Here is a 15,837-nt window from a genome sequence, read left to right as displayed (position 1 = left end):
GGTCCAGCCCGCGGACCGACCCTAATCCCCCCGCAGCGCATCGGCAACGGCCTTACTGGCGCGCCCGCTCCACCGTGTTCACCGCCGCGTTGGCGCGCAGGGCAGCGATGATGTTGGTGAGGTGTTTCACGTCGCGCACCTCGATGTCCATGAGCATGTCGAAGAAATCAGTGGTGCGGTTGAGGATTTTGAGGTTCGTGATGTTGCCAAGGTTCTTGGCGATCACCGTCGACAGGGTGCCCAGCGTCCCCGGCTCGTTGGCAACGACCATCTTCACCCGGCCGATGTGCGTGCGGGCGCCGCTGTCACCCTCCCACGCCAGGTCCAGCCAGCGCTCGGGCTCGTCGGAAAACTGTTCCAGCTGGTCGCAGTCGATGGTGTGGATGGTCACGCCCCGCCCGGTGGTGACGATACCGACAATGCGGTCGCCCGGCAGCGGATGGCAGCAGCGGGCATAGTGCACCGCCATGCCGGGGATCAGGCCCTTGATCTCGACCGCGCCCGGGCCCATGGCCGTGCGCTGGCCGTCCACCTTGCGGTCGCCGGCCGCGCCGCCGGCCCGCTTGCGCCGGAAGAACTGCACCACGTTTTCAATGCGCGAGGTCTTCACGCCGGGGTAGACGGCGCCCAGCACCTCCTGGGCGGTGTGGGTGCCCTCGCCCACGATGGCGTAAAGATCCTCGACCGAATCGGCCTTGAAGCGCTTGAGGACGCCGTCGAGGCCCTTTTCGGTCAGGTCGTAGCCTTCATGCTTGAAGGTCCGCTGCAGCAGCTGCCGGCCCAGCTCCACATACTGCGCCCGGGCGGCGCTGCGGATGAAGCGGCGGATGCGGGCGCGCGCCTTGCCTGTGGCGACGAAGCGTTCCCACTCCGGCGACGGCGTCTGCGCCTTCGATGTGATGATCTCCACCTGGTCGCCGTTGTGCAGCACGGTCCGCAGCGGCACCATGCGGCCATTGACCTTCGATCCAACGCAGGTGTCGCCCACCTGGGTGTGGACGGCATAGGCGAAGTCCACCGGGCACGCCCCGGAGGGCAGCGCGATCAGGTCGCCCTTGGGCGTGAAGCAGAAGACCTGGTCCTGGAACATCTCGAGCTTGGTGTGTTCCAGGAATTCCTCGGGGCCGCTGGCGTGTTCCAGGATTTCCAGAAGCTCGCGCAGCCAGCGGTACTGCCGCCCTTCCACGTTGGGCGCGCCCTGCTTGTAGGACCAGTGCGCCGCGACGCCCAGCTCGGCGATCTCGTGCATGGCCTTGGTGCGGATCTGCACCTCGATGCGGTGCTTTTCGGGGCCGATAATGCCCGTGTGCAGGGACTGGTAGCCGTTGGGCTTGGGCGTCGAGATATAGTCCTTGAACCGCCCCGGCACCATCGGATAGGCGCCGTGGATGACGCCCAGCGCCCGGTAGCAGTCCTCGACGCTCGGCACGATGACGCGGAAGGCCATGATGTCGGACAGTTGCTCGAACGCGACGTCCTTCATCTGCATCTTCTTGTAGATGCTGAACGGCGACTTCTCGCGGCCTGACAGTTCCACCTCGACGCCGGACTCGGCCAGCACCCGCTTCAGTTCGGCAAGAATGCTGTCGACCAGCCCGCCGCCCTGCTCCCGCAGGTACTGGAGGCGGGTCATGATGGACTCGCGCGCGTCCGGGTGGAGTTCCGCGAACGCGCGGTCCTCCAGTTCCATCTTCCAGGCGTCCATGCCGATGCGCTCGGCCAGCGGCGCGTAGATTTCCATCGTCTCGGCCGCGATGCGCTGGCGCTTCTCGGGCTTCTTGATGAAGTGCAGCGTCCGCATGTTGTGCATGCGGTCGGCCAGCTTGACCAGCAGGACGCGGATATCCTCGGACATGGCCAGCAGCAGCTTGCGGAAGTTTTCCGCCTGCTTGGCGCTGTCGCTCGTCAGTTCAATGCGGGTCAGCTTGGTGACGCCATCCACCAGCCGGGCAACCTGCTTGCCGAAGAGCTTCTCGATCTCTTCCAGCGTCGCCGGGGTATCCTCGATGGTGTCGTGCAGAAGCGCCGTGATGATCGAGGCACAGTCGAGACGGTAGTCCGTCAGGATGCCGGCGACCTCCACGGGGTGCGAGAAGTAGGGGTCGCCGGAGGCCCGCAATTGCGAGCCGTGCATCTTCATGGCGAAGACGTAGGCGCGGTTCAGCGCGTCCTCGTCCGCCTGCGGATCGTAGGACGCGACCCGCTCCACCAGTTCGAACTGGCGCATCATGGCGCAAGGCCCTCCGCCCGGCGGGCGGCGGCCGCCGCCCTCTGGAAGAAATCGGCCGCGCGCGCCATGACGTCCTCCGGAACCCTCTTAGAGTTCCTCCTGGCCCTCGTCGGTGGCGGTGCCTTCGGTGTCGTCGGTCGCCTGGGCCACGCCCATGTCCTCTGCCGACAGGGCGTCGGCTTCCTCGTCGAGGGTCGAGCTTTCCTCCTGGGTGGTCAGCGCGTCGGCGTCGACTTCCTCAGCCGGGCTGGCATCGCCCAGTTCGCTGGAAAGCTGGCGGCCCTCCAGCTGCTCGAACGCCTCTTCCTCCAGCTCGTCCTCGTCGACATGGCGCTGCAGGCCGTTGATGACGCCTTCCCTCAGGTCGGGGACGGCGACGGTTTCCTCGGCGATCTCGCGCAGAGCGACGACAGGGTTCTTGTCGTTGTCGCGGTCGACGGTCAGCGGCGCACCGGCGGACACGTCTCGCGACCGCTGGGCGGCGACCAGCACCAGTTCGAAGCGGTTGGAGACCTTATCGACACAATCTTCGACGGTAACGCGGGCCATCGAGCACTCCAGAAAATACGAGACGAAACAACGAAAGGGAAGCAGACTATATATGAGTCCGCCCCGGAGAAAGCAAGGCTATTCCGGGTGTTCAGGGCTCCTCCATCACCTCGCAGGCGGCGACGTCATCGGACGGCAACGCGGCAATCAGGTCGTCCGCCGGCCGGCCCGAGCGCGGGTCCACCCAGTCGGGCGCCACATCGCGCAGGGGCAGCAGAACGAAGGCCCGGTCCTGCATGCGCGGATGCGGCACAGTGATGTTGCCCTCCATGACGTGGGCGCCGTGGGCGATCAGGTCCAGATCCACCGGCCGGGGCGCATTGGGCACCGTGCGGGCGCGGCCGAGGTCGTGCTCCACGGCATGCAATACGGCCAGAAGCGCCGCCGGGTCCAGATCCGTTACCACGCGCGCGACGCCGTTGACGTACCACGGCTGGTCCGACGGCGGCCAGGGCGGCGTCCGGTACCAGCGCGAGCGTGCGACGGTCCGCACCCCGCGCGCCGCAAGGTCGTCCAGTGCCGCCGCCAGCGTCTCGCGCGGGCCGCCGAGGCGGCTGGGAAGGTTGGCGCCCAGGGCGATCAGAACCGGGCCGTCTGGCTTCAACGGGACGCCTCCTTCATGCGTAGTGTGTCGGAGCCAGGGCTCGCTTGCGCGCGCGCGCCTGGGCCCTTACCCTTAACCCAGGGTTTCGTCGAAGGCGAGGCCCGAGGTCCGCACCCGCATTATCGTCGGACCCTATTTCAAAGCCGCCGATATTTCGCGGACCCCATCGCACGGGTCACCGGGCAGACACATTTTTTGGACAAGGATAATGACCAATGATCTTTTACCCGTCGGAACGCATATCGCTCTTCATTGACGGCTCGAACCTCTATGCCGCTGCCCGGTCGCTGGGCTTCGACATCGATTACAAACGCCTGCTGGAGTTGTTCGCCGCCAAGGGCCGCCTGATCCGCGCGTTCTATTACACTGCGCTGGTGGAGGATCAGGAATACTCGCCCATCCGCCCGCTGGTGGACTGGCTCGACTACAACGGCTACACCATGGTCACCAAACCGACCAAGGAGTTCACCGACGCCACCGGCCGGCGCAAGATCAAGGGCAACATGGACATTGAACTCGCCATCGACGTCATGGAGATGGCCGAGCATGTCGACCACATCGTCCTGTTTTCCGGCGACGGTGATTTCCGCCGACTGGTCGAGGCCGTGCAGCGCAAGGGCGTGCGGGTGACGGTCGTCTCCACCGTGCGCTCCCAGCCGCCCATGGTGGCCGACGAGTTGCGCCGCCAGGCCGACAACTTCGTGGAACTGCTGGACCTGGAGCCCTCCATCAGCCGCGTGGTGCCGCACCGCCAGCAGCCGCAGGCACCGCAGCAGGGCGACGAGTAGCCCGCCGCCGCAGCAAGCCCCGCAGACAAGAAAGAGGCCGACCGGAGCGATCCGGTCGGCCTTGACGCATGCATCGGACGGGATGCGGTCTTCGGTCCGGCGTCAGCCCTTCACGAACAGGCCGCGCCGCACGTTGGCGATGGGCGCCCCGCCCTGGGGCGTGACCACGAAGGTCTCGCTGATCTCGATGCCCCAGTCGTCCATCCAGATGCCGGGGATCATGTGGAAGACCATGTTGGGCTGCAGCACGGTGGTGTCGCCCGGGCGCAGGCTCATGGTGTGCTCGCCCCAGTCCGGCGGATAGGCGCAGCCGGTGGAGTAGCCGATGCGGCTTTCCTTGACCAGGCCGTGCTTGCGCGTGGACATGCGCCAGGCTTCCTCCACCTCCTCGCAGGTCGCGCCGGGGCGGGCGGCGTCAAGCGCGGCTTCCAGGCCTTCCACCACGATGGCGGCGGTGTCCACCAGCTTCTGCGGCGGATCGCCCAGGAACAGGGTGCGCGCCATCGGACTGTGGTAGCGGCGGTGGGCGCCGGCCAACTCGATGATGGTCGCCTCGCCTTCTTTGAAGACCTCGTCGCTCCAGGTCAGGTGCGGCGTCGCGGTGCCGGGGCCCGACGGCAGCATGGGCACGATGGAGGTATAGTCGCCGCCGAACTCGGTGGTGCCGCAGGTCTGGGCGTGGACGATGTCGGCCACGGCGTCGCACTGGCGGCGGCCGGGGACGATCGCTTCCATGGCGACGTCCATGACGCGCTCCACGATGCGGCCGGCGCGACGGATGAGCGCGATCTCGGTCTCGGACTTCACGGCCCGGACCCAGTTGACCATCTTCGCGGCGTCCTTGAAGCGCGCGTTGGGCAGGGCCGACTTCAGGCTTTCCCACGCCATGGCCGAGAAGAAGTAGGCGTCCATCTCCACGCCGATGGTCAGCGTGCCCCAGCCGCGGCCGGAGACGATCTCGCCGACGTAGTGCATGGGGTGGATGTGGCGCTGCTGCACGTAGTGGTCCGGGTAGCCGATGATGTCGTCGTCGGCCAGGAAGGTGGTCATGCGCGCCGCCGAGGCATCCATGCCGCGCCCGATCCAGATCGGCGTCGGATGCTCCAGCGCCACCAGCACCGCCTGGGGCACATAGAAGGACCAGCCGTCATAGCCGGTCAGGTAGTTCATGTTGGCCGGGTCGGCGACCAGCAGGACGTCGACGCCTTCCGTCGCCATGCGGTACTTCACGGCGGAGACGCGGCGGTCGTATTCCTCCTGGGAGAACGGCCGCGCGAGAGGCGGGGCACGATCGTGCAGGATCATCGGATTCATGCGTGAAACTCCCGTCCGAGGCCGGCCTTCTTGGCGGCGGCATATGCATGGTTGGCGATAACAGTGTCCTGGACCCCGGTCCCCGTCAGGTCGCAAACGGTGACCGCTTCCTCGGATGGTCGGGCCTCGCCTTCTTCACGGACGAGAACCCCAAGCTCCACGGCTGGTACATCCAGGCCGGCGGAGATCGCGTGGTGCAGTTCCCCCAGAAGGGCGCACTGCGCGGTCCGGTCGGTGACAAACAGATCGGCGCGCGTCAGCACGGCCGGCTCCAGTTCGTTCTTTTCCGACGCATCGGACCCCATGGCGGTGATATGCAGCCCCGGATGCAGCCACTCGGCGCGGATCAGGGGCTCTCGGGACGGCGTGGTGGTCACGACGACGTCACTGTCTCGTACCACATGCTCGGGCGTGGCCGCCGTGCGAAACCGCACGCCCAGCTTGCCCGACATCTCCTCGGCATAGGCCTCGGCCTTGGCGGTGTCCCGCGCCCAGACGGACACCTCCGCCAGGTCGCGCACCAGGGCCAGCGCCTCGATCTGAAGGCGCGCCTGCTCGCCGGCACCCAGCACGCCCGCCTTCAGCGGCCCCTTGCGGGCCAGGGTGCGGGCGGCGACGGCCCCGGCCGCAGCGGTGCGCACGGCGGTCAGGTAGCCGTTGTCCAGCATCAGGGCCTCCACCAGCCCCGTGCGCGCGCTCAGCAGCACCATCAGGCCGTTGAGGCTGGGCAGCCCGATCTTCGGGTTGTCGAAGAAGCCGGGGCTGACCTTCATGGCGAAGGCGTCGAAGCCGGGCACGTAGGCCGTCTTGACGTCCACCTCGCCGTTGTTCTGCGGGATGGCCATGGACAGGATGGGCGGCATCTGCACGCCCTCGCCCGCCAGCGCCTTGAAGCCGTCGGCGACCACGTCCACCGCCGTCAGGTCCAGCGGTACGCACTGGCGCAGATCGGCTTCGGTCAGGATGGTCATGGTGGTCGGCATCACGCGGCCTCCATGATCCGCGAGCCCTGCACCGCCGCCTCGACCGTAGGGGCGGAGACGATGCGGGTGAAGGTGTCCATGTCGACGTTGCGGCCAGTGACCAACGCCACCGTGCGGCCCGGCAGGCGGCCGGTCTCGCCGGCCAGGATCGCGGCGGCACCCACGGCGGCGGCGCCTTCGGCCACCAGTTGTTCCTGGCGGTAGAGCCAGCGCATGCCGGCTGCGATCTCCGCTTCGGTCAGCAGGATCACGTCGTCGATCAGATCGCGGGTCAGCGCGAAGCTGTGGCGGTTGGAGAGCCCGATGCCGCCGCCCAGCGAGTCGGCCAGTGTCGGCAGTTCCTCCACGGCGACCGGGCGGCCGGCGGCGAGGCTGGCGTGCATGGCCGCGCCCCGCTCCATGGATATGCCGATGAGCTTGACGTCCGGGCGCTGTGCCTTGATGGCCAGGGCTACGCCGGCGAAAAGACCGCCGCCGGACAGCGGCACCAGTACGGCGGCCACGTCGGGCGCGTCCTCCAGCACTTCCAGGCCGATGGTGCCCTGCCCTGCGATGATGGCCGGGTCGTCGAAAGGCGCGGCATAGGCCATGCCCTCCTCGGCCACCAGGCGGCGCGCTTCCTCGTCCGCCTCGTCCTGGCTGCGGCCGACGATGCGGATTTCGGCACCCAACGCCCGAATGGCGTCCACCTTGTTGGACGGCACCAGCGACGACATGCAGACGACGGCGCGCACGCCCATGCGGCGGGCGGCCAGGGCCACGGCGCGGCCGTGGTTGCCGGTGGAGACGGCGACGACACCCTTCGCCAACGAGTCGCGCGGCAGCGTGGCGAGCAGGTTCGACGCGCCCCGCAGCTTGAAGGCCCCGCTGTCCTGCAGCTGCTCCAGCTTCAGGTCGACGGGCACGCCCGCAATCGCCCCCAGACCCGGCGACGGAACCTGCGGCGTACGGCGCACCAGCGGCGCGATCCGCGCCCGAGCGGCACCGATCACGGCGGCGTCCATGGTCTTGAGGGTATCGGCGGTACCAGCCATGCCTGCTCCTGTCGGCATCCGGGTGGCATCAAAGCTCTTCCCGAAACCATCACTGACAGGTCCAGATCATGTCAATCGCGGAATTGATACCGTGCAATGAATCGGTCACACACTCGGCATTTCCGCCACACTGCGACCGCACACCATTGTCCGCGAGGCCAAGGCGCCGCGCGGGGCGCCGTCAGACGTCCATGAAGGCCGGCTCCGGGCGCTGGGACAAGTCTTCCCGAAGGATTTCCAGCGCCTGTTCGAGGTCGGCCCGTGTCTCCACCGACCCCACCGACAGCCGCACCGCATGGGGTGCGGCGGATCGTCCGACGATGAAAGGCTCGGGCGGTGTGATCACTACGCCGCGTTGAAAGGCGTGCCGCACGAAGCCTTCCGCCCGCCATTCGCCCGGCAGCATGAGCCAGACATTGGGACCCGCCGGATGGCTTTTCGTTTCAAAGTCCTCTAGATACGACGCGGCGATCGCCTGTCGCGCTGCCAATTCGCGACGTTGACCTGCGACGATTTCGTCAATGGTCCCGTCGTCGATCCAGCGCGACGCCAGGTCAGCCGCCAACGGCGTCGCCATCCACGACGTGGTCCGCACCCGCGCAACCAGGCGCTGCGTGTTGCGGCTGGGTCCCACCAGATAGCCCACCCGCAGGCCCGGCACGGTGCACTTGGTCAGGCTGGTGACGTAGTAGCTGTTGTCGGGATTGAACGACGACAGCGGCGGCGGGCTGTCCTCCACCAGGGGGCTGAACACGTCGTCCTCGATGATGGCGATGTCGTGTTCGGCGGCAATGGCGGCGATCTGCTCGCGCCGCTCCGCCGACATGATGGTGCAGGACGGGTTGTTGAGCGTCGGTGTCGTCACCAGCGCCTTGACGCTGCCCTTGGCGGCGGCCGCCGCGAAGGCCTCGGGCGTGATGCCCTCGTCGTCCGTCGCCAGCGGTTTCAGGTTGAATTTCAACAGGCTGGACAGGGCGATGATGCCGTGGTCGGTCAGGCTGTCGGTGACCACCGTGTCCTCGGGCTCCACCACCGCCGACAGTGCCACGAACATGCCGTGCGAACAGCCGTTGGTGATGACGATGTCGTTGGGGTCGGCCGGCATTCCCAGCCGGTACAGCCAGCGCGAGGCGGAAATGCGGTGCTCCGTCAGGCCGATGATGGGGCGGCACGCCAGCATGGACGCCAGGTCCGGCTCCTCCGCCGCCGCGCGGATGACATCCCGGATGGCCGTCATCTGGTCCGGGATGACGGCCGGGCGGCAGATGGACAGGTCAATGAGCCCGGCCGGATGGCCGTATGTAAAGGTTTCCTCCGTCCGCCGCCGCACGAAGGTCCCACGCCCGACTTCTCCCTGCACGTAGCCGCGGCGCTCGGCCTCCTGATAGGCGCTGGAGACCGTGTTGACCGACACCTTCAGCGCGTGGGCGAGATCTCGGCGCGCCGGCAGGCGTTCCCCGGGTGTCAGGTCACCGCTCTCCACCGCGTCGGCGATGGCGTTCGCCAGGGCCACGTAGGTGGGACCGCTCCGGCCTTTCAGGGAGGGGGTCCAGCTTGTCATGGCAATCTACACTCTGTTCTTGTCGGGAATCGGATGGGCGCGCTAGCCTTCCGGCGGGTGGAGCGCCCACTGTAAAGACATCTGCATCAAATGTCATGGTTCAATGAGCCGCGCGCTCGGGCCATGCAACAAGGGAGCCCGTTCATGTCGCACACCGATCGTCCGGCCGCCGGTCCCGCCACGGACGCCGAGAAGCCGTCCCGCGTGTCCTGCGACGTGGACCTCTCCGCGCCGGGGAAACAGCATGGCGCGCTGACCGTTCCCCACAGCCGCGACGACAGCGCCTGGGGCTCCATCATGGTGCCTGTGACCGTCATCAATGGCGGGCCGGGGCCGACCATTGTGTTCACCGGCGGCAACCACGGCGACGAGTATGAGGGCCCGATCAGCCTGCTCAAGCTCGCCAACCGCCTGACGGCCGAAGAAATCTCGGGGCGCGTCATCATCCTGCCGGTCATGAACCTGCCGGCGGTGCGGGCGGCGAAGCGGGTTTCCCCCATCGATGGCGTGAACATGAACCGCGCCTTCCCCGGCCGGCGCGACGGATCGGTGACGCAGATGATCTGCCATTTCATCGCCAGCCGCATCCTGCCCGAGGCCGACGTGGTGGTGGACATTCACGCGGGCGGAAAGACGCTGGACTTCGTGCCGTCGGCCGTCATCCACGACCTGCCCGACCCGGTCATGATGGAAAAGTCCCTGGCCGCCCTGAAGGCCTTCGGCGCGCCGCTCGGCCTGGTTCTCAAGGAACTGGACAGCGAGGGGATGCTGGACACGGTGGTGGAGGACATGGGCAAGGTGTTCATCTCCACGGAACTGGGCGGCAAGGGCACGGCCACCGCCTCCACCGTCGCCGTCGCCGATCGGGGCGTGCGCAACATGCTCCAGCACTTCGGCCTGATGAAGCCGACGGCGGAACCCGACGATCCGCCGGCGGGGGTCACCGAAACCCGCATCATGGGCACGCCCGACGGCGACTGCTTCGTGGTCGGCCGCCACACGGGCCTTTATGAGCCGCTGGTGGACCTGGGCGAGCCCGTGAAGGCCGGCCAGCCCATCGGCGCCATCCACCAGTTCGAGGTCACGGGGACCGAACCGGCCGTCTATCACGCCAGGCGCGACGGCATTCTCTATTGCCGCCACGTGCCGGGTTTGATCCAGCGCGGCGACTGTCTGGCGGTGATCGCCGTCGATCGGTAGGCTTGCCGCATGAAGCTGGATTCGCTTGACCTGAAAATCCTTTGCGCCCTCCAGACGGACGGCCGCATCACCAAACTGAAGCTTGCGGAAGCGGTAAACCTGTCTCCGTCGGCCTGCTTCGAACGCATGCGCCGGCTGGAGCAACAGGGGCTGATTACCGGCTACCACGCCGACGTGGACCTGCGGAAACTGATGCGGGCGAGCTTCATTTTCGTCGAGGTGACGCTCAAGACCCATCGGCGCGTGGATTTCGAGCGTTTCGAGCAGCACATCAACGCCGTGCCGGAAGTGCTTGAATGCTATGCCATCGGCGGCGGCGTCGACTACATCCTGAAAATGGTCGCCACCGACATCGCCCACTATCAGGAGGAGATCGACGCCCTGCTGGAGGCCGATATCGGGATCGACCGCTACTTCACCTACATTGTCACCAAGCCGGTCAAGCGCAGCCTGGAATATCCGGTGCGCGACCTGCTGGCGCGGGAGTGACGGTGCCGAAGGTTTTTCGGTGGAGCGGCGGGTGTGGGTTCCCGACTTCGCGGGAATGACGGGAATTTTTCCTTCTAGAACAGTTTCTTAGAAAAATTAACCTGTCGCTCCTGCGGAAGCAGGGGCCCCGCACCACGTCGGCAACCCATCACCTCGACAACAGCTGCCTCATTCCAAGGCATAGATTAAGACGCTGTAAATGCTAAAGAAAAATCATAAACCGCCCAATTCCCGCCCACCGTATGGGCACAATCCCGATATTGATCCCGAAAATCTCTCGGCTTGATCCGGTCGCGGCCGCATTTCCGTCGGCATCATCGGCCAACTTCGAAAACACCCACGGCGCCACCCCTGGCAGAGTGTGAGCATAGAGTTCAGCCCAGGCCCAGGAGGTTCGGCCCATGACGTACTCGGCTCCCCACACCGGCATGCCCGTCCTGCCCATCCGCGACGCCGCCCTGCTGCGCCAGCAGGCCTGGCTGGAAGGCCGCTGGCAGGATGCCGACGACGCCCATGTGGTCGAGGTCACCGACCCGGCCGACGGCAAGGTCATCGGCACGGTCCCCGACATGACCGGCCGCGAGACGGCCCGCGCCATCGCCGCCGCGGCCGCCGCCTATCCGGCATGGCGCGCCATGCTCGCCAAGGAGCGCGCCGCCATCCTGCGCGAGTGGGCCCGCCTGATGCGCGAGCACAAGGAAGACCTGGCGATCATCATGACCTGCGAGCAGGGCAAGCCGCTGTCGGAGGCGCGCGGCGAGATCGACTACGCCATGTCCTTCTTCGACTGGTACGCGGAAGAGGCCGTGCGCATGAACGGCGAGACCATGCCCTCGCACAAGCCCAACTCCCGCGTATTCGTGACCCGCGAGCCGGTGGGCGTGACCGCCGCCATCACGCCGTGGAACTTTCCGTCCGCCATGATCACCCGCAAGGCCGGTGCGGCGCTGGCTGCCGGCTGCCCGATGATCGTGCGCCCGGCGACGGAAACCCCCTACTCCGCCCTGGCCCTGGCCGAGCTTGGTCGCCGCGCCGGCGTGCCCGGCGGCGTGTTCCAGGTCGTCACCGGCGAGCCCAAGGCCATCGCGACGGCCCTGACCGACAGCCCCGTCGTCCGCAAGGTCAGCTTCACCGGCTCCACGGAAGTCGGGCGCAAGCTGATCGCCCAGTCGGCGGCGACGGTGAAGAAGGTCTCCATGGAACTGGGCGGCCACGCGCCGTTCATCGCCTTCGACGACGTCAACGTCATGGCCGCCGCCAAGGGCGCGCTGGGGGCCAAGTTCGCCACCACCGGCCAGGACTGCCTGGCGGCCAACCGGATTTATGTGCACGAGCGCATCCACGACGCCTTCGCCCATCACTTCACCGAAATGACCAAGGCCATGAAGATGGGCCCCGGCATGGAAGAGGGCGTTGAACTCGGCCCGCTGATGTCGGAAAGCGCGGTCCAGAAGTGCGAGGAACACGTCGCCGACGCCGTCGCCAAGGGGGCCAAGCTGCTCTGCGGCGGCAAGCGCAGCGACCTGGGCGGCACGTTCTACGAGCCGACCGTGCTGATCGGCGTGACCCCGGACATGAAGATCTACCGCGAGGAAACCTTCGGCCCGGTCGCGCCCATCCTGTCCTTCTCCCGCGAGGCGGAGGTGATCGCCAAGGCCAACGACAGCGACTTCGGCCTGGCCGCCTACCTCTATACCCGCGACATCGGCCGCGCCATGCGGGTGTCCGAGGCGCTGGAGTACGGCATGGTCGGCCTGAACACGCCCAGCTTCACCGGTGCGTCCATCCCCTTCGGCGGCTACAAGCAGTCGGGCCTGGGGCGCGAGGGCTCCGTCCACGGGCTGGAGGACTACACCGAACTGAAGTACACCTGCATCGGGTCGATCGACGACGACCTGGAGCCGGACGCCATCGCGGCCGAATAAGCCGCTGATACACCACCCTATTTCCAAACTCTGTCATTAACAGGTGACCCTATGACCCACTCGGCCGTGCCCAACCTGGACCTGGAGGCGATCGACCGCAACTCCGTCATCCATCCGTTCACCCATCTGAAGGACTACGCGTCGGGCAAGGCCCCGTCGCGGGTGGTGACCTGCGGTTCCGGCATCACCATCACCGACAGCAAGGGCAACGAGATCATCGACGGCTTCGCGGGCCTCTACTGCGTCAACGTCGGGTACGGCCGCGAGGAGATCGCCAAGGCCATCTACGACCAGGCGAGCCGGCTGGCCTACTACCACGCCTATGCCGGCAACACCAACGAGCCGACCGTGCTGCTGTCCCAGCGCATCCTGGAGATGGCGCCCAACAACATGCAGCGCATCTATTACGGCATGAGCGGGTCGGACGCCAACGAAACCCAGGCGAAGCTCGTGTGGTACTACAACAACGTGCAGGGACGCCCTGAAAAGAAGAAGATCATCGCCCGCCAGCGCGGCTATCACGGCGGGTCGGTGGTGTCGGGCAGCATGACCGGCCTGCCGGTCTTCCACCACGCCTTCGACCTGCCCGTCAGCCCCATCCGGCACACCACCACGCCGCATTACTACTGGGGCGCGGAGGCCGGCGAGAGCGAGGAGGACTTCGCCACCCGGTGCGCCGAGGACCTGGAGCGCATGATCCTGGAAGAAGGGCCGGAGACGGTCGCCGCCTTCATCGGCGAGCCGGTGCTGGGCACGGGCGGCATCGTGCCGCCGCCGGCCACCTACTGGGAGAAGATCCAGGCGGTGCTGGATAAGTACGACGTCCTGCTCATCGCCGACGAGGTGGTGTGCGGTTTCGGCCGGACCGGCATGCCCTTCGGCAGCCACCTCTACGGCATGAAGCCCGACCTCATCACCGTCGCCAAGGGCCTGACCAGCGCCTATCAGCCGCTGTCCGGCGCCATCGTCGGCGAGAAGGTGTGGAAGGTGCTGGAAGGGGCGTCCGACACCCACGGTCCCTTCGCCCACGGCTACACCTACTCCGCCCATCCCTGCGGCGCGGCGGCGGCCTTGGCGAACCTGGACATCATCGAGCGCGAGGACCTGACCGGCAACGCCCGCGACACCGGCGCCTACTTCCAGGAGCGCATGAAGGCGGTGTTCCAGGATCACCCGCTGGTGGGCGAGGTGCGCGGCGTCGGCCTGCTGGGCGCGCTGGAGTTCGTCGCCCACAAGGGCCGCAAGGAACGCCTGGACGCCAACCTGAAGGTCGGCGCGCGCATGTCGGCCGCCTGCATGGAGCGCAAGCTGATCGCCCGCGCCATGCCCCACGGCGACATCCTGGGCTTCGCCCCGCCGCTGTCCATCACCCGGGACGAGGTGGACGAGGTGGTGGCCCGCGCCAAGGGTGCCGTGGACGCCGTCACCGACGAGCTGGTCCGCGAGAACGTGCTGACGGTCGCCTGATCCCGACATTCCCGTCCGAAGGGGATCGGGCACCAGGAAACCCCGCCGAGGCAGGTCGCAGCGCCTCGGCGGGGTCTTTATCGTCGCGCCGTTGGGCGGAGCCTCAGCCGCCCTGCTTGGGGTGGACGGCCATGCGGTCCATGTCCATCTGGGTCTTCATTTTCTCGTCCTTTGCCGGCAGCGCCTCCACGGCCGCGCGCACGCCCTTGGCGTAGTCGGGGCTGACGGCCTCGAAGTGGTTCATCTGACGCTCGAAGATTTCTTCAGGGACGCCGTGAATGGCTTCGGCGACGTTGTTGAAAAGACGCTGTTTCTGGCCGTCGTCGAACATCTCGAACAGGGCACGGGCCTGGCTGAAGTCATCTTCCAGTTCGTGCTGGACGTAGCGCCGCGCATCGCCCGAAATGCGCAGCGGCGGCTCCAGGTACTTGGGGTCTTCCGCCGGGCCGCCGAAGGAGTTGGGCTCGTAGTAGGCGTCCGGCGGATTGTTGTCGGCGAAGAACCGCAGCAGGCCGTCCTTGTGGTAGTGGGCCACCGGGCACTTGGGCTGGTTGACCGGCAGGGCCTCATAGTGGCCGCCCAGGCGATACCGGTGGGCGTCGGCATAGGAGAAGATGCGCGCCTGCAGCATCTTGTCCGGTGAAAAGCTGATGCCGCGCACCACGTTCGACGGGCTGAAGGCCGCCTGCTCGATCTCGGCGAAGTAGTTGTCTGGGTTGCGATTCAGCTCCATTTCGCCGACTTCGATCAGCGGGTAGTCCTTGTGCGGCCAGACCTTTGTGAGGTCGAAGGGGTTGTACGGCGTGTTCTCCGCCTCTTCTTCGGGCATGACCTGGACGTAAAGCGTCCACTTGGGATAGTCGCCGCGGTCGATCGCGCCGTAGAGTTCCTCCTGATAGCTCTCGCGGGTCTTGCCGATCAGGTCCTGAGCTTCCGCGTTGGTGTAGTGCTTGTGGCCCTGCCGGGTCTTGAAGTGGAACTTCACCCAGTACCGCTCCCCGGCATCATTCCAGAAGCTGAAGGTGTGGCTGCCGTAGCCGTTCATGTACTGCGGGCCCTGCGGCAGGCCACGGTCGGACATCAGGATGGTGATCTGGTGGATGCTTTCGGGGCACAGCGACCAGAAGTCCCACTGCGCCGTCGGGCTGCGAAGATTGGTCCGCGGGTGGCGCTTCTGGGTGCGGATGAAGTCCGGGAACTTGTAGGGATCGCGCACGAAGAAGATGGGCGTGTTGTTGCCCACCAGGTCCCAGTTGCCCTCTTCCGTGTAGAACTTCACCGAAAAGCCGCGCACGTCGCGCTCGGCGTCGGCCGCGCCCTGCTCGCCGGCCACCGTGGAGAAGCGCGCCAGCAGGTCGGTCTTCTTGCCGACCTCGGAAAAGATCCGGGCGTTGGTGTACTTGCTGATGTCGTTGGTCACCGTGAACGTGCCGAAGGCGCCCCAGCCCTTGGCGTGGACCACGCGCTCGGGAATGCGCTCGCGGTTCTGGTGGGCCAGCTTTTCGACAAGCTGGTAATCCTGCAGGAGCAGCGGGCCGCGCGGCCCGGCCGTCAAGGCGTGCTGGTTGTCGCCCACAGGCGCGCCTGCCGTGGTGGTCAGTTTCGGACGTTCGGCCATTCGGTTTCCCTTTCGCCGGGAGGAGACGGAAAGCGGATGCCGAAGCGCCAGCCCCCTACGCGAAAGGATAACGAT

The 15,837-nt window shown here is 66.8% G+C and carries 13 protein-coding genes; 5 read left to right on the top strand and 8 right to left on the bottom strand.

Annotated elements, in window-relative coordinates; translation table 11 throughout:
- Positions 1-52: 52 nt before the first annotated feature.
- From C882_RS07245 to folK, 3 genes are all read right to left on the bottom strand, one after another.
- Positions 53-2,230, bottom strand: a complete 2,178-nt coding sequence (locus C882_RS07245) for a RelA/SpoT family protein (RefSeq protein WP_009539926.1) — start codon at positions 2,228-2,230, stop codon at positions 53-55.
- 87 nt (positions 2,231-2,317) lie between these two features.
- Complete coding sequence (gene rpoZ, locus C882_RS07240; RefSeq protein ID WP_009539925.1) at positions 2,318-2,779, bottom strand: DNA-directed RNA polymerase subunit omega; 462 nt, start codon at positions 2,777-2,779, stop codon at positions 2,318-2,320.
- A 91-nt stretch (positions 2,780-2,870) separates the two neighbouring features.
- Positions 2,871-3,383 (bottom strand): 2-amino-4-hydroxy-6-hydroxymethyldihydropteridine diphosphokinase, encoded by a 513-nt coding sequence (gene folK / locus C882_RS07235; RefSeq protein WP_009539924.1) that lies wholly within the window; start codon positions 3,381-3,383, stop codon positions 2,871-2,873.
- Between the two features lie 215 nt (positions 3,384-3,598).
- On the opposite strand from folK, the gene C882_RS07230 reads away from it, so the two are divergent.
- Entirely contained in the window at positions 3,599-4,171 is a 573-nt protein-coding gene (locus tag C882_RS07230; RefSeq protein WP_009539923.1) for a LabA-like NYN domain-containing protein, read from the top strand.
- 102 nt (positions 4,172-4,273) lie between these two features.
- Here C882_RS07230 and C882_RS07225 read toward each other — a convergent pair whose 3' ends face one another.
- The 4 genes from C882_RS07225 to ehuR form a co-directional block, all read right to left on the bottom strand.
- On the bottom strand, positions 4,274-5,485 hold the full coding sequence (locus tag C882_RS07225; RefSeq protein ID WP_009539922.1) for a M24 family metallopeptidase: 1,212 nt from the start codon (positions 5,483-5,485) through the stop codon (positions 4,274-4,276).
- Positions 5,482-6,468 (bottom strand): cyclodeaminase, encoded by a 987-nt coding sequence (locus C882_RS07220; protein WP_009539921.1) that lies wholly within the window; start codon positions 6,466-6,468, stop codon positions 5,482-5,484. The genes C882_RS07225 and C882_RS07220 overlap by 4 nt, the downstream gene beginning before the upstream one ends.
- Positions 6,468-7,502, bottom strand: coding sequence for a hydroxyectoine utilization dehydratase EutB (gene eutB, locus C882_RS07215; RefSeq protein ID WP_009539920.1), 1,035 nt, complete (start codon positions 7,500-7,502; stop codon positions 6,468-6,470). The genes C882_RS07220 and eutB overlap by 1 nt, the downstream gene beginning before the upstream one ends.
- A gap of 181 nt (positions 7,503-7,683) precedes the next feature.
- The gene (gene ehuR / locus C882_RS07210) at positions 7,684-9,063 is read right to left on the bottom strand and encodes a MocR-like ectoine utilization transcription factor EhuR (protein WP_052000032.1); all 1,380 of its coding nucleotides are present in this window, start codon (positions 9,061-9,063) and stop codon (positions 7,684-7,686) included.
- Between the two features lie 144 nt (positions 9,064-9,207).
- Here ehuR and doeB point away from each other — a divergent pair, with 144 nt between their 5' ends.
- The 4 genes from doeB to C882_RS07190 all read left to right on the top strand — a co-directional run bounded on the left by doeB (position 9,208) and on the right by C882_RS07190 (position 14,144).
- The gene (doeB, locus tag C882_RS07205) at positions 9,208-10,263 is read left to right on the top strand and encodes a N(2)-acetyl-L-2,4-diaminobutanoate deacetylase DoeB (protein WP_009539918.1); all 1,056 of its coding nucleotides are present in this window, start codon (positions 9,208-9,210) and stop codon (positions 10,261-10,263) included.
- A 9-nt stretch (positions 10,264-10,272) separates the two neighbouring features.
- The gene (locus tag C882_RS07200) at positions 10,273-10,752 is read left to right on the top strand and encodes an Lrp/AsnC family transcriptional regulator (protein ID WP_009539917.1); all 480 of its coding nucleotides are present in this window, start codon (positions 10,273-10,275) and stop codon (positions 10,750-10,752) included.
- Positions 10,753-11,153: 401 nt separating this feature from the next.
- Positions 11,154-12,677, top strand: coding sequence for an NAD-dependent succinate-semialdehyde dehydrogenase (locus C882_RS07195; protein WP_009539916.1), 1,524 nt, complete (start codon positions 11,154-11,156; stop codon positions 12,675-12,677).
- 51 nt (positions 12,678-12,728) lie between these two features.
- Positions 12,729-14,144, top strand: a complete 1,416-nt coding sequence (locus C882_RS07190; protein ID WP_009539915.1) for an aminotransferase — start codon at positions 12,729-12,731, stop codon at positions 14,142-14,144.
- Between the two features lie 103 nt (positions 14,145-14,247).
- On the opposite strand, the gene C882_RS07185 is transcribed toward C882_RS07190, so the two are convergent.
- Positions 14,248-15,762, bottom strand: a complete 1,515-nt coding sequence (locus C882_RS07185; protein WP_009539914.1) for a catalase — start codon at positions 15,760-15,762, stop codon at positions 14,248-14,250.
- Between the last annotated feature and the right edge of the window lie 75 nt (positions 15,763-15,837).

The organism is Caenispirillum salinarum AK4 (assembly GCF_000315795.1).
GTDB classification, from domain to species: Bacteria; Pseudomonadota; Alphaproteobacteria; order Rhodospirillales; family Rhodospirillaceae; genus Caenispirillum; species Caenispirillum salinarum.
This window is presented reverse-complemented; position numbering and strand designations above follow the sequence as displayed.

What these genes read in the sequence shown, in the direction of transcription:
- eutB (WP_009539920.1), bottom strand. Translation starts at nt 7,502, where the DNA reads ATGGCTGGTACCGCCGATACCCTCAAGACCATGGACGCCGCCGTGATC.
- C882_RS07230 (WP_009539923.1), top strand. Translation starts at nt 3,599, where the DNA reads ATGATCTTTTACCCGTCGGAACGCATATCGCTCTTCATTGACGGCTCG.
- ehuR (WP_052000032.1), bottom strand. Translation starts at nt 9,063, where the DNA reads ATGACAAGCTGGACCCCCTCCCTGAAAGGCCGGAGCGGTCCCACCTAC.
- C882_RS07220 (WP_009539921.1), bottom strand. Translation starts at nt 6,468, where the DNA reads ATGCCGACCACCATGACCATCCTGACCGAAGCCGATCTGCGCCAGTGC.
- C882_RS07195 (WP_009539916.1), top strand. Translation starts at nt 11,154, where the DNA reads ATGACGTACTCGGCTCCCCACACCGGCATGCCCGTCCTGCCCATCCGC.
- C882_RS07185 (WP_009539914.1), bottom strand. Translation starts at nt 15,762, where the DNA reads ATGGCCGAACGTCCGAAACTGACCACCACGGCAGGCGCGCCTGTGGGC.
- rpoZ (WP_009539925.1), bottom strand. Translation starts at nt 2,779, where the DNA reads ATGGCCCGCGTTACCGTCGAAGATTGTGTCGATAAGGTCTCCAACCGC.
- C882_RS07200 (WP_009539917.1), top strand. Translation starts at nt 10,273, where the DNA reads ATGAAGCTGGATTCGCTTGACCTGAAAATCCTTTGCGCCCTCCAGACG.
- C882_RS07225 (WP_009539922.1), bottom strand. Translation starts at nt 5,485, where the DNA reads ATGAATCCGATGATCCTGCACGATCGTGCCCCGCCTCTCGCGCGGCCG.
- C882_RS07190 (WP_009539915.1), top strand. Translation starts at nt 12,729, where the DNA reads ATGACCCACTCGGCCGTGCCCAACCTGGACCTGGAGGCGATCGACCGC.
- C882_RS07245 (WP_009539926.1), bottom strand. Translation starts at nt 2,230, where the DNA reads ATGATGCGCCAGTTCGAACTGGTGGAGCGGGTCGCGTCCTACGATCCG.
- doeB (WP_009539918.1), top strand. Translation starts at nt 9,208, where the DNA reads ATGTCGCACACCGATCGTCCGGCCGCCGGTCCCGCCACGGACGCCGAG.